Genomic DNA, 13,398 nt, shown 5'->3' with positions numbered 1-13,398 from the left:
TTTTATAAGTAACGCTTAATGAGTTAACAGTAAGTGTATAAAGTTAATCTGTTATTTTACAATTGTGGCCGCTTTAGTACAAATTTATCTTTAGTAGAGCTAAAGTAGTCTCCACCCATTTTACCTACGCTGTTTAATCGCGTGGGATCTATATAGCCATTCACTAACACGTTATCGTCAATATAAATTCCCACCACGTTGAGTAGCATAACCTTGCCGCCACCTGGTTCGTCGCTTATCTGAATAACGTCTCTTAAGGTGCACTCGTATCTTACTTTAGCCGCTGCGGCGCCTGGAGATGTTACGTGTGTACTGGCGATTGTTTCAATATTTGCCGCCTCAAATTCACTCACATTATGTGGATAATTAGCGCAGCTTTGATTCATTTTCTCTACTAGCTCTTCACTAACAATATTAACCACGCAATTGTTAGTGGCTTGAAGGTTTAAAAGCGTGTCTTTATTGGCTTTGTCGCGTGGGTTTACTTGGGTCACGCTCAGCACTGGCGGGTTACAACTGGCCACTGTAAAAAAAGAGTACGGGGCAATATTAGCAATCCCCTCCTTACTAAGTGTGCTTACCCAAGCAATAGGACGCGGGCTAATACCCCCCACTAAATACGAGTAAACATTGTGCTGCGTGCTTTGCGTTAAATCTAAAAACATAATTTTCCTTTATGCGTCGTACTGCAAATCGTAAAAGCGCTTTATTGCGTACAGTATTTCATAACTGCAGCCACTTTTTTAAATATGCGCAAAAAAATAAACATAGTGTGGTTTAAACGCGATTTACGCCTTAGCGACCATCAACCACTTAAAAATGCATTTAGTGATGATTTACCCACGTTACTGCTATACAACTTTGAGCCACTAATGCTTGAGGATGCACATTATAATGCGCGCCATTGGCGTTTTGTTTATCAATCAATAGGCGAAATAAATCAGCAGCTAACTCGCTACAAAGCAACACTGTATATTTTTAACCAAAACATGCTGACACTGTTAAACACGCTTAATCAGACATACCAAATAGCAAACATATTTAGCCATCAAGAAATTGGCTTAAACAATACTTTTGAGCGCGATAAAGCCGTTGCTATATGGTGTAAAGCTAACAAAGTTAACTGGCTTGAGTCACAAACGGGCGGCGTTATTCGCGGCAAAAAAAACCGTAAAGACTGGAACTCACGCTGGCAACAAACAATGCAGGCCCCTATTGCTATTCCTAATTGGAAAAACATAAAAACCATTACACTTAATAACTACCAAACACCTAAATTGCCCGACAGCTACACGCAAAATGACGACAACTTTCAAGTAGGTGGGCCTTTAACTGCGCACACAATATTGCAAAGCTTTTTTGCTGAGCGCGGTAAGGGATATCAAAAAGGCATATCTAGCCCCAGCTTAAGCCGTATTCATTGCTCTAGGCTTTCGCCTTATTTAGCGTGGGGTAATATTAGCCTTAAACAGGTGTACCAAATGGCTATTGATGCATACCATGCAAAACACCCAAGCAAAAAAGGCTGGAAGCGTCCGCTTGCTGCATTTGTATCGCGTTTGCATTGGCACTGCCATTTTATGCAAAAATTTGAAAGTGAGAGTACGATGGAGTTTAAAGCGCTCAATGCGGGGTATCATCAGTTCCCATATAGAAACGATGACAACGTACAACACGATATTGAGCGCTGGGCACAAGGCCAAACGGGTATACCCATTATTGATGCCTGCATGCGCTGCTTAAAAACCACGGGCTATATTAATTTTAGAATGCGCGCTATGTTGGTTAGCTTCGTAACGCATCATTTAAATATAAGCTGGCAGCAGGCAAGCTTACCTTTGGCAAATTACTTTTTAGACTTTGAACCTGGCATTCATTACCCACAAATACAAATGCAGGCCTCAGTTACGGGTATTAACACCATTAGGCATTACAACCCAATTAAGCAATCTGAAGATCAAGACCCAACCGGCGCCTTTATTAAAAAATGGTGCCCCGAACTTGAAAAGCTGCCGATAGAATATTTACACGAGCCTTGGCAACAAACACCAATGGAAGCGCTGTTTAACGACTTTAAACTTGGTGAAGACTACCCCGAGCCAATGCTTGATTTAACTCAAGCCTCCAAACAAGCGCGCGAACGTTTATGGCAATATCGCGAGCGCGCCGATGTTAAACGTGCAATTCCTAACATATTAAAAAAGCATGTAGGGCTTACTCGTACACACAAAAACACCGCAAAAAGTAATTAATATGGCACATAAAAAAAGTCACTTACCACAAAAAATGTGCCCTGTTTGCAACAAGCCTTTTGCGTGGCGTAAAAAATGGCAGCGCGATTGGGATAACGTTATTTACTGCTCAGAGCGCTGTAAACGTAATAAAAAGTAAAAGGTATTAATCCTTTAAGCTATGCGTGAGCTGGCGTCTATTTTGCAATGGTATGAATAACTCGGCTTTTAAGGCTGTATTTAGGTGTTTTATGTAAATAGCACTTACTCAGCCTGAAAAGCTTACATGCAATGCAAGGAGAAGATGATGACGATTAAAAAAACGGCAAACTCAACTTGGTCAGGCGATATTAAAACAGGTAAAGGCAGTATTTCTACACAAAGCGGCGCACTTGATAAACAACCATTTGGTTTTAATACTCGCTTTGAAGACGAGCCTGGTTCTAACCCAGAAGAATTAGTGGGAGCTGCGCACAGTGCCTGCTTTAGTATGGCGCTTTCGCTTGCACTTGGCGATGCCGGTTTTAAAGCCGATAAAATTGATACTAAAGCCACCGTAAGCCTTGATGAGGTTGATGACGGCTTTGCAGTCACCCATATAGCGCTTGAAGTAAAAGCACGTATTAATGATATTGCTAACGAGCAATTTCAGGCATTGTGTGAGCAAACTAAAAAAAGCTGCCCTATTTCAAAGCTACTTAATACAGAAATCTCCCTAAACGCAACGCTCGACTCAACCGCATAAAACGTAATTTTTAAACCTTACGGTTTTACGCGTTAAGCCAGGTAACCTGTTACTTGGCTTAACACTCATCCCTAACCCTTTTTGAGTTATTTGAGTTTAATAACTCATTTAGCAGTGCTATACCCATCCCTAAAGCAGGCCAAACTACCCATAAATTATTTGGCGATGTAATTAAGTTTATCGCGGTCAAAAATACCAAAGCCACAAAGTAACGTTTTAAAATATCAAAAAATGCTGGTGTATTCATGTTTGCTCTCCTCTTAAAATGTAAGGTTATTATTGCCTTAATTTTAAAGCCTGAAAGGTGCCATTTGTCATCAGTTAATATGACATTAGTCATAAATTTATAGCGGCCCCTTCAAGCGCATCTCTACAAATATTTATACAAACATACAGTTACTTACAATTATTTAAATGTATTTTAAAGGGCATTTAATATAATACATTTTCTAGATACACCTATTTAATTATAAGAAAGGATACTTATGCGCTACTTAATACCACTCTCTTTGCTTGCACTTAGCTGTGCGCCGTCAGTAAACGCCGAACAATCAGCATCAAAGCAATGGTTTAATACAATTAACTACGCAAAAATTGATTCACGCTATTACAGCGATAATGTGTACGGATTATCTACGCATTATTACTTTGAAGAGCAACAAAGCTCGGGAGTGTGGGATGATTATGGCTACCTAGATACAGATAGTAATATAGGCTTAAATTACTTTAATTCAGATGGTTTTAGTAGAAAAGGGATTTTTGGAGAAGGCTTTTACGGTAATGCTTTTGCAACCATAGAGCTGCCTAATATTGGCGATACTGATACCTATTCACTTGGCATAGGTTACTTATTTGCTGATTCGTTAAAAGTATCTGCACGCATGGTAGATTACGAATATGGTGACACAGTTTATTTATTTAAAGCGCAATATAATCACCAAATTAATGACACCGACTACATTGGTTTTACTGTTGAGACGGATGATGAAATAGAGTCGTGGGACTTATCATCACGTTACTTTGCTCACCTTTACGATGAACGCTACTTTACTATAAATGCTGACTATCTCGATGCTGGCGATGATTCAATTTTTAATGTGTTGGCAAATTATTACTTTAATAAGCATGTTGCAGTTGGCGTTGGCTTATACGACTCAGATTTAGTTGTTGAAGGTAAATACTTTATTAACGATAACTACTATTTTACAGCTAATTACACCGATAACGATGACTACGATATATACAATCTCAGTTTTGTAGCTCAGTTTTAGTAAATACAAAAAAGCCGCCTTGCTGGAGTCACTTCAGCTAAATAAGGCGGCTTTTATATTAAAACAGCTATAGCTTACATATTACCTAGCTCTATCATCATTGCGGTATACATACGTAAATTAAGCGCTAATTGCTCAAGCGTAATAAATTCATGCTCTGAGTGGCCGGTATAACGTTTGCCTGGCATTGAAGGGCCAAACGATACTGCATTATCAAATAGCTTTGCGTTAGTGCCGCCACCTATTGATACAAAGTCAGCTTTTTCGTCACCTGTAAAATGTTTAAAAATATCGAGCAGCTTTTGTGCGTGCGGCGCGCTATCTAACAGCATGGGTGTACCAATAATGGTCTCGACTTTAGTAAGCGTTACGTTATTTGCAGTTTCCCATTCCTTAATCGCACTGTTTATTTGCGCTTTAAGTAAGTTTTCATCTTTACCAACTGGGCGGCGCGCGTTTATGGCTAACGTTAGTGCGTTACCATCGCGTTCAATTACGGTAGGGGCTACGCTCATTGGGCCCATGAATTCATGCTCGTAGGCAATATTACCAAATTGCTTACCATGAATATCTAAGCCAATTAATTGATTTACAAATTTTATAAGCTGGCCATCGCTATTATTTTCAAGTGCGACGTCTTTAAATAGCTCGCTCAGGTGTGCAATAGCATTAACGCCCGACTCTGGCTCTGATGAGTGCGCAGACACCCCTTTTACAGTTATTTTTAAGCCTTCACCTAGCTCTTCAAAGTTAAACTCAACTTCACTAAGTGTTTTAGCTTTTAATGAGTTAATAACTGCAGCGCTTGCGTTATGCAGCACTAAGCTTGCATCTTCTGGTATTTGGCTTTTAAACGCGCCGCCCGCTAAATCACTCACATACATACCGGTTTGTTTTGAGGTAGCATTAAAAGTAGGAGCAATTAAGCTCCAGCCTTTCTCGGCTACTACAACTGGGTATGATGCATCAATGGTTACGGCGTATTTTGGCTGCTCGTAGGTTTTCATAAATTCAGTAAGCGGGCCCCAGTCAGATTCCTCAGCTAGGTAAATCATCAGCTCTATGCGGTTATTAAGCTCTATGCCTTTATCTTTAATCGCTTTCATGGCGTATAGTGCGGTGGCTATTGCACCTTTGTCGTCTTCGGTACCGCGCCCGACTAATTTTCCAGGCTCTGAGGTATCAATAATAAATGGGCTTTGCTTCCACTTACTGGCATTGGCAGGTTGTACGTCTCCGTGGGTTACAACGGTAACCTTTTCGCTTTGATCTCCCATGCCTATAAGCACGGTGTAGCCTAGGTCTTGGTAATCAAACCCAAGCTCTGCAGCTTTCATTTTTAATACAGATTTGAAATTAATAAAGTCAGGATTTTGTGGCGCGGGTATCGACTCTTTATTTACCGTAGGAAAAGCCACTAAATTAGTTAACGTGTGAATTTGTGATTGTTGATAAGTATCCACAGCGTAATCGGCAACACTATCAATATTTGTATGTAATTGTGCATGTGCGCTAAAAGCAAATAAAGCACTACAAAGCAAAGCTAACTTTTTCAAAACGTATCCTTTTGTATGAATCATTACTACCAATGCGCAATAATAAATCGCTTAAATAATTAAATTGGTATTAAAGCTAAATTATACCGCCAAGCAATAGTATTAAATAGCACTTTGCGGCAGGGTTACAACAATCGCGCTTTAAATTTAGATAGCGGCTTACATTGCATTGGTTGTATAATGCGCGACCTTAATTAATCAGAGTATTAGTACTAATGAACCGCCGCAAAAAAATTGTCACCAAATTTCAGAAAAAAGATAAACGTGCTAATGCTAAATTGCATAAGAGTAATAAACCGGCGTATGTATCAAAAGCAGCGCGTGAAAAACTAGCTTTAGAGGCGCAGCAAACAACCAACGCCGAGCAAGTTACGCCAACATCAGATTAAACTTAAGCGCCAAGCAACCTATTCTCAACGCTTTATATGGGTTTAAAATGCGTAACTGGCACTTATATTAAATGAGCGCCCTTGCCCAGCTAATTGAGTAAACCCCGTGCTGTTACCTTGCTTAAGCGCTGCAATACTTACCCCGCCTAGGGGTAATTGGTAAAACGTATCAAATAAGTTTACCACCTCAATACCCAGCGTAAGCGCATCAAAAGAAGCTTTAGAGCTTATATTAACTAAGCTGTAACTGACGGTTTGGTTTTCTAAGCGGTTAACATCAAGGCGTGATTTTGTATCTACCCACTCCCACGACAGCGCATTTTCAAATAATCCTATTTGCTGGCTTAGTGAGAGCGCTGTATGTAACGGCTTAATTTGATAAAGCGGTTGGTTAGTGTCGCGGCGCTTACCACGAGTGCTCGTTATGTTTGCTTTTAATTGCCATTCGCCAAACTGTGTTGATTGATAAAGAGACTTACTTATATCAAGCTTTGCGCCATAAAGTGTGGCGTCAACATTACTAAACTGCAAAATATTACGTGATGTGTTTGCTAACCCATAACTATTAAAACTACGTACAATATCTGCATCAATGTAGTCGTTTACATCGGTGTACCACACATTAGCACTTACCCGCCACGCATCATTTTTTGCTGTTTTTAAATACGTTGCACTGATGGTATGGGCGGTTTCGGCTTTGAGGTTTGGGTTACCAATATAACCATTAGCGTCGCCGTACCAGCCAATCATAGTGCTTGCCATATTACTTACACCCCAACTGTAACGTTCATATAAATTAGGGGCTCGGTTTTTACGGGCCAAGCCTAATTGCAGCTCGTCATAAAGTGTAATTTGATAATTAGCTAGTACATTTACATCAACTAAGGTGTCGGTTTTGTCTCTATCAGCATTGTTAAAGTTATTGGCAGCTAGCGCATTATTGGCAGTTGTCATTGCGCTCATACTGCCCGTATTCATCATGCCATCGTTATAGGCTTGTACTTCATCAACCTGTGTATTAACACGCTCAACCCTTATACCCGTATTTAACCAGAGCTTGTTATTGATTTGGCTTGCATATTCTGCAAATAAGGCAATACGCTCACGCTTACCGTTATTAATATTTATATAATCATTTGGCCCCATCATGGTTGAGCCTTCAATCGCTGGCCACCAATCATCAATGCGGTAATTATAATATTCTTGTCCAAGTAGTAATGAGCTATTTTGATCAAGTGTAAGGCGCCATTTAAGCTGTGTGCTTATGTCTTTTGCATCTGTTTTCATGGGCATCATGCCGGTTTTTTCTTTACTAAAAAAACCCATTTCGTGTTTAACGCTGTGCCAATTAACTTGTCCTTGTAGCTCGCTGTTTTCAAAACTGCGCTTATATTGGGCAATAGCGCCATAACTGGTGTTATCAGTCATATCCATGTACTGATTAGCAAAACCCTGATACGGTATTTTTTGATGCGTAAGCTTTATCACAAATTGTTGTTTATCGTCACGTATCGCGCCAGTTAGGCTGTGGTTTTGAGCCCGATATAATGTATCAAGTACCACATTACCCTTTCCATCTTCGTAGCTGTTGGCATCGCTAAACGAGCCTTGGTAATTAAGGCTCACAGTATCGCTTGCTAAACGTGCTCCCAAACCTAGTTTTTGGCCATTATCCACACTGCTGTACTTAGCCGAGACATAGCCTGAGTGCCATGCAAGCTCAGTATTTTCGCTGTATTGTGGTGAAATTGAGTTAACGCTTATTACACCTGCAATGTTATCGCCACCAGCACTTACAGGTGAAACACCAGCAACTACATTGTAAGCCGTTACTTGATTAGCTGATATATAAGAAAGAGGCGGGTTCATCTGATTAGCGCACGCTGCAGTAACCTCTGCGCCATCAATCAGTACTTTTACTCTATCGCCCATTAAACCATTTAAAATAGGTAAGTTAGACACCCCGCCCGCAGCCGAAAAATCAACACCTAAATTGCTAAGCATTGCCTCTGACGAACCAAGCGATAAGTGCTTATTGTGTACCTGCCCATGCACTTCAATAATTTCTAAAGTGTTATCATCTGCAAATACTGCAGGAGAAAAAAGGCCAGTTAATAAAAGTGCTAAAGGAGAGAATAAATAAGTGTGTTGGATATGTTGAATATGAGCCATTTATAATTTATGCCACTGTTATATATGGCATAAATTATATAATGTAGTTACAAGTTTAGAGCGCGACAAAATGTCGCACTTTGAGAACTTACTGCCACTTAACTCGCGTTAAGCTTAGACACTGTAGCAGAAACAGCATCTGCGCCGCGTTCTATTTCTTGAATTACTTCTGAGACTTTCGCTATTAGCTCTCGGCCTTGCTCTGAGGAATCAGAGACGGAGGTGATTTGCTTTGAAATATCGTTAGTCAGCTCTTGGTTGTTTTTAACTACGGTTGCAATTTCGTTGGTTGAACTGCTGGTGCTTGCTGCAAGCTGCCTAACTTCATCGGCTACCACGGCAAAGCCTCGCCCGTACTCGCCCGCTCGGGCGGCTTCAATGGCTGCATTTAACGCCAATAAATTAGTTTGATCGGCAATACTGCTTATGGTCGACACAATAGAGCCGATAACTGCTGACTGCTCATTCAGGTTTTTAATTAAATCAACCGATTTAAGTACTTGGCTTACAATTGCATCTGAGTTTGCAATTGCATCATGTAATATATCTGAGCCCCTTTTAGCCGTTTGCGCACTCGACACCGCCGATTCATACGCAATTTGTGCGGCCTCACTAACGGCTTCGTTGTCTTTTATGCGATCGGTAATATTAGAGGCAAACTTCACTATTTTTATCACTTTGCCTTTATTATCTAAAATTGGGTTATAAGTTGCCTCCAGCCATATTTGCGAGCCATCAGAGGTTATGCGTTTAAACTTACCCGACTTAAACTGTCCATCGCTTAGCTCTTCCCAAAACCGAGGGTTATTTTGATAAAAAGAGTCGGTACAAAACATTTTGTGATGTTTGCCAACTATTTCTGCAAGTGAATAACCCACCGTAGATAAAAAGTTTTGATTTGCTTTAATTATGGTGCCGTCGGGGTTAAATTCTATTGTAGCCAGCGCCTTATCAAGCGCTTCGGTGAGCGCTTCTTGAGATTTTCGCTGTACATAATTTTTTGTAATATCCGACGCTATTTTAATAACCTTAGTAACCACCCCGTTTACTTCAACAGGAAAATAAGTAGCCTCTAGCCATAGCTTTTCGCCATTAGCGTTAAAGCGCATAAAGGTACCGCTCGTTGAGTTTGCCCCTTGCAGCGCTTGCCAAAATTGGCCGTACTCACTCGACTTAGCGTAGTCTGAATCGCAAAAAATCCGGTGGTGCTTGCCTATTACCTCTTCTCTTTTGTAGCCTACGGTATCTAAAAAAAGATCATTAGCGTCTAAAATTTTTCCCTCGGGTGTAAATTCAATATACGCTACATGGTTATAAATAGCGGATAGTAATGATTTACTTTCATTGAGTTGACGTTCCAATTCTTCAACTTTGGCGTTATCTTTTCGTAGACCAAACATGTGTTAAACCTTTAGGGAATAATAATAGGATGACAATAACAAACAAATATAAAAATAATATGTAAGCTAGCAATAAATGTAACAACTTTGTAAATATAGGTGTTTTTTAGTTTTTCTGCGAGCAATTAAACACTTGCTAGTGAGCTGCTTTGTAAAAACTTTTTATAAATTAATCTAATAAGTAGCACTTTTTGATAGTTAACAAAAGTAAAACAAGCCAAAAATACTATTTTTTATACATGACGCAGTACACTTTTTAACTTAAAATAGCCATCTCACTGACACACTCCACACCTAATATATGTTTACTCTCCACACAGTTAATGTGTGGCTATTCACTATTTTTAAAATCAAAGTTAAAGGATCTTCTATGAGTGCAGATGTTGCGTCGGCATCTAATCAGTTAAATAAAGCTGCTATTTTATTAGTGTTAGCACTAGGTACGTTTATTTTAGGATTATCAGAATTTTCAATGATGCCTATGCTGCCGCTGATCAGTGAAACGTTTGGCTCAACCCCTTCGCAAAGTGGCTATGCAATTAGCGCCTATGCTATTGGTGTTGTGGTAGGCGCGCCGGTATTAATGCTTACAACGGCCAATATGCGAAAACGCAAAGCTTTGCTGATTTTTTTAAGCCTAATGTGTATTTCTAATGGTTTGAGTGCATTAGCAACCTCATTAGAGCAGCTCGTTATTTTTCGCTTTTTAAGTGGCTTACCTCACGGCGCTTACTTTGGTGCCGCTATTTTGCTTGCCTCCGATATTGCCCCTTCGGGTAAACGCGCGAGCTTTATGTCAAAAGTATTTATGGGCTTAACCATTGCAACCATCGTAGGCGTGCCTATTGTTACCTTGGTGGGGCAAAACCTAAGCTGGCGTTATTGCTTAGGTGGCGCTGCGGTTTTAGCGTTTATTGCGTTTATATTTGTATACAAAGTAGTGCCAAATATTGATAACGCTAAGCCATCTAACTTACTTAACGAGTTTGGCGTACTTAAAAATAAACTGGTGTGGTCTATTTTAGGTATTGTTATTATTGGCTTTGGCGGCGTGTTTTGTATTTATACATACATTGCCGATACAATTTTAGATGTAACTAAAACAGCCCCTTACACTATTTCTATCGCTATGGTGATGTTTGGTATTGGTTGTACGTTAGGTAATTACGTATTAGGCAAAGCGGCCGATAAATCTGCCATTAAAACCACAGGCCTTGCACTGGTGTGCACCATCGTATTTGCAATTGCCTACGTTAGCGCAAGTTACAATATTTGGATGCTTTATGCGGTTATATTTTTTATTGGTTGCAGTGTGGGTTTGGCAACGCTTATTCAATCTTTACTAATGGATGTAGCCCCAGAGGGCCATGCAATGATTGGTGCATTAGTACAATGCGCATTTAACACCGCAAATGCTATCGGCCCTTGGGTTGGCGGGGCTGTTATTGCACAAGGTGCAGCGCCTAACCAAACAGGTTATGTCGCAGCGGCGTTGTTTTTAGGCGGCTTAGTAATGTGGTTTTTAAGCTACTTGCAACTTAATAAACAACAACCCACAGCACAAACGTGTTAAGCATATAAAAAGAGCGGCTAATACAATTAGCCGCTCTTTTACTTTAACAAGGGTATTTAATCACCCACCTTACTGGGCCTCTAACGACGCCATATCAATAACAAAACGATAGCGTACGTCTGATTTTTCCATTCGCTCATACGCGGTGTTTATTTGGTCAATATTAATCATTTCGCACTCTGGCAATACGTTATTTTTGCCGCAGAAATCTAGCATCTGCTGGGTTTCTTCTATCCCACCAATTAGTGATCCTGCGATGCGCCGACGACCCATTAAAAGAGGCACTGTGTTTAGCTCCTCTACAGGGCCAACCTGCCCAACAATAACTAGCGTCCCATCTATGTCTAATAAGGGTGTGTAAATAGACAAATCGTGCTTAACAGGTACGGTGTCAATAATAATATCAAAAGCCGACTGCGACGCTTTCATTGCATCTTCGTCAGTCGACACTAAATAATGCTGCGCGCCAAGTTTTACTGCGTCATCTTTTTTAGACTCACTTCGCCCAACCACTGTTACACTCGCGCCCATCGCTACGGCATTTTTAACAGCCATGTGACCTAAGCCACCAAGCCCTACAACAGCAACACGGCTGCCTTTTGTAACGCCCCACTTATGTAATGGGGAGTAAGTAGTGATACCTGCACATAATAAAGGGGCAACGCGCGAAAGCTCTAGGTTTTCAGGGACTGATAGTACAAATTCTTCACGAACAACAATATGTTTAGAATAGCCACCTTGGGTCATCTCGCCGGTTACTCTATCTTTACCTGCGTATGTGCCTACCATGCCTTCTTGGCAAAATTGCTCTTCGCCGTTATCACACTGTTTACAGCTTTGGCATGAATCAACCATGCAGCCTACCGCTACCGTGTCACCTTTTGCATAGTTTTTAACAGCGCTACCAATGGCTTTTACTTTACCTACAATTTCGTGCCCAGGGACTAACGGGTAACGGCTGCCTCCCCAGTCATTGCGCACTGCATGTAAATCAGAGTGGCATACGCCACAATATAAAATTTCAATTTCTACATCGTTATCGCGTAAATCGCGGCGCTCAAAAGTATATTCACCTAGTTGCGCACCTTCGCTTTTTGCTGCATATCCTACTGTTTTCATAACAACTCCATAGTCTGTAAAAATTTAAGTCGTCTACCTTTTCGCTTATTTAAGTGCTTTATTTTAAAACTAATCCCATGAGGGCTAGCTCTAAAAATAAAACCGGTATGCACTTTGATGTGGTTTACACTAACGCCGGCGCTGTGAATGCACCCTGACCAAAAAAGCCCAACAAGGTTGGGCTTTTTTAACTTAAATGTTTGTCTTGTCCAGTAACGTATTTATCTCATCAATGAGTGAATGTATACGTTCAGCATTTTTTCCTAAATCGCTTCGCCCCACGCGTGACTTACTGCGTATATCGACAAAGCGCTGGCTGCCTTCGTCATTGATACGCACAACTACATCGTCTTTAAAACCAAACCATGTGGTGGTATCCGTTGCTTCTACAATGCCCGTAGCCGCATTAACATTAACAAGCTCAAACCCTAAATTTTTAACCGCTTGCTCGGTAGCAGCCAATAAGTCTGTTTTTGATTGTGCATAATTTAGTGTTTTTAGCTCAGGGTAAGCTTTGCGTTGCTGCGTGGCTGTTTCTTCTCCTGCGTATTCAGCTGGGTTTTTAGCATCCGCTCGCAGCGGTACAATTGCCACAAATTTTGGCGGGTTAATTAAATCGGTCGAAATATCATGGATCGCGGGTACACTTTTAGCCTTGCTCATCATGCTCAGTGGCATTGCAATCGCGATGGCTGCAAACACCAATGCCATTAAAGTGCTGCCCATGCTAAGCGTTTTACGCATAAAAATAACCTGTATAACAAGCAGCACTAATGCAGCGCCACCCACATACACACCAAATCTAAACCCTGCAAACGCAGTACTTAGTTCAACAACCCCATACTTATATAAAGGCCCTGGCAGTAAAACGAGTAAAAAAGCGATTAAACTTACTAAGCTCACTAAAATTTTCATTATTATGATTCCTTTATCATGTGTGAT

12 protein-coding genes and 2 pseudogenes are annotated in these 13,398 nt (G+C 40.6%); 6 read left to right on the top strand and 8 right to left on the bottom strand.

From position 1 onward, the window contains the following. Positions 1-56: 56 nt before the first annotated feature. The gene (locus OIZ54_RS11255; RefSeq protein ID WP_154944808.1) at positions 57-665 is read right to left on the bottom strand and encodes a flavin reductase family protein; all 609 of its coding nucleotides are present in this window, start codon (positions 663-665) and stop codon (positions 57-59) included. Positions 666-749: 84 nt separating this feature from the next. On the opposite strand from OIZ54_RS11255, the gene OIZ54_RS11250 reads away from it, so the two are divergent. From OIZ54_RS11250 to OIZ54_RS11240, 3 genes are all read left to right on the top strand, one after another. Continuing rightward, the gene (locus tag OIZ54_RS11250) at positions 750-2,252 is read left to right on the top strand and encodes a cryptochrome/deoxyribodipyrimidine photo-lyase family protein (RefSeq protein WP_264390426.1); all 1,503 of its coding nucleotides are present in this window, start codon (positions 750-752) and stop codon (positions 2,250-2,252) included. A 1-nt stretch (position 2,253) separates the two neighbouring features. Next, positions 2,254-2,391: a DUF2256 domain-containing protein gene (locus OIZ54_RS11245; protein WP_024034255.1), complete on the top strand. Its 138-nt coding sequence runs from the start codon at positions 2,254-2,256 to the stop codon at positions 2,389-2,391. A gap of 147 nt (positions 2,392-2,538) precedes the next feature. Beyond that, positions 2,539-2,976: an OsmC family protein gene (locus tag OIZ54_RS11240; protein WP_024034256.1), complete on the top strand. Its 438-nt coding sequence runs from the start codon at positions 2,539-2,541 to the stop codon at positions 2,974-2,976. Between the two features lie 58 nt (positions 2,977-3,034). Here the strand turns inward: OIZ54_RS11240 and OIZ54_RS11235 are convergent, their stop codons facing one another. Continuing rightward, a complete protein-coding gene (locus OIZ54_RS11235; protein WP_264390425.1) occupies positions 3,035-3,223 on the bottom strand; it encodes a 2TM domain-containing protein in 189 nt (62 codons plus the stop codon). A 238-nt stretch (positions 3,224-3,461) separates the two neighbouring features. On the opposite strand from OIZ54_RS11235, the gene OIZ54_RS11230 reads away from it, so the two are divergent. Next, entirely contained in the window at positions 3,462-4,247 is a 786-nt protein-coding gene (locus OIZ54_RS11230; protein ID WP_264390424.1) for a putative porin, read from the top strand. A 74-nt stretch (positions 4,248-4,321) separates the two neighbouring features. On the opposite strand, the gene OIZ54_RS11225 is transcribed toward OIZ54_RS11230, so the two are convergent. Then, positions 4,322-5,803, bottom strand: coding sequence for a dipeptidase (locus OIZ54_RS11225; protein WP_264390423.1), 1,482 nt, complete (start codon positions 5,801-5,803; stop codon positions 4,322-4,324). 215 nt (positions 5,804-6,018) lie between these two features. On the opposite strand from OIZ54_RS11225, the gene OIZ54_RS11220 reads away from it, so the two are divergent. Next, positions 6,019-6,192, top strand: a complete 174-nt coding sequence (locus tag OIZ54_RS11220) for a DUF2986 domain-containing protein (protein WP_264390422.1) — start codon at positions 6,019-6,021, stop codon at positions 6,190-6,192. Between the two features lie 42 nt (positions 6,193-6,234). On the opposite strand, the gene OIZ54_RS11215 is transcribed toward OIZ54_RS11220, so the two are convergent. The 3 genes and pseudogenes from OIZ54_RS11215 to OIZ54_RS20335 form a co-directional block, all read right to left on the bottom strand. Next, positions 6,235-8,364 carry a TonB-dependent receptor plug domain-containing protein gene (locus OIZ54_RS11215; protein WP_264390421.1) on the bottom strand — a complete coding sequence of 710 codons (2,130 nt, stop codon included), beginning with the start codon at positions 8,362-8,364 and terminating at the stop codon, positions 6,235-6,237. A 98-nt stretch (positions 8,365-8,462) separates the two neighbouring features. Then, positions 8,463-8,888, bottom strand: a pseudogene (locus OIZ54_RS20340) (methyl-accepting chemotaxis protein); the annotation flags it as partial. 105 nt (positions 8,889-8,993) lie between these two features. After that, positions 8,994-9,764 (bottom strand): annotated as a pseudogene (locus OIZ54_RS20335) (PAS domain-containing protein); the annotation flags it as partial. Positions 9,765-10,134: 370 nt separating this feature from the next. On the opposite strand from OIZ54_RS20335, the gene OIZ54_RS11200 reads away from it, so the two are divergent. Next, the gene (locus OIZ54_RS11200) at positions 10,135-11,337 is read left to right on the top strand and encodes an MFS transporter (protein ID WP_264390420.1); all 1,203 of its coding nucleotides are present in this window, start codon (positions 10,135-10,137) and stop codon (positions 11,335-11,337) included. 69 nt (positions 11,338-11,406) lie between these two features. Here the strand turns inward: OIZ54_RS11200 and OIZ54_RS11195 are convergent, their stop codons facing one another. Both OIZ54_RS11195 and OIZ54_RS11190 read right to left on the bottom strand, forming a co-directional pair. Continuing rightward, positions 11,407-12,456: an NAD(P)-dependent alcohol dehydrogenase gene (locus tag OIZ54_RS11195; protein ID WP_154944824.1), complete on the bottom strand. Its 1,050-nt coding sequence runs from the start codon at positions 12,454-12,456 to the stop codon at positions 11,407-11,409. A gap of 192 nt (positions 12,457-12,648) precedes the next feature. Further along, positions 12,649-13,371 (bottom strand): DUF1499 domain-containing protein, encoded by a 723-nt coding sequence (locus OIZ54_RS11190; protein ID WP_154944826.1) that lies wholly within the window; start codon positions 13,369-13,371, stop codon positions 12,649-12,651. Between the last annotated feature and the right edge of the window lie 27 nt (positions 13,372-13,398).

The organism is Pseudoalteromonas sp. A3 (genome assembly GCF_025942345.1).
In the GTDB taxonomy this organism is placed as follows: domain Bacteria; phylum Pseudomonadota; class Gammaproteobacteria; order Enterobacterales; family Alteromonadaceae; genus Pseudoalteromonas; species Pseudoalteromonas atlantica.
Note: the sequence above shows the minus strand (reverse complement) of the source record. Positions and strands in the feature narration are given on the sequence as shown.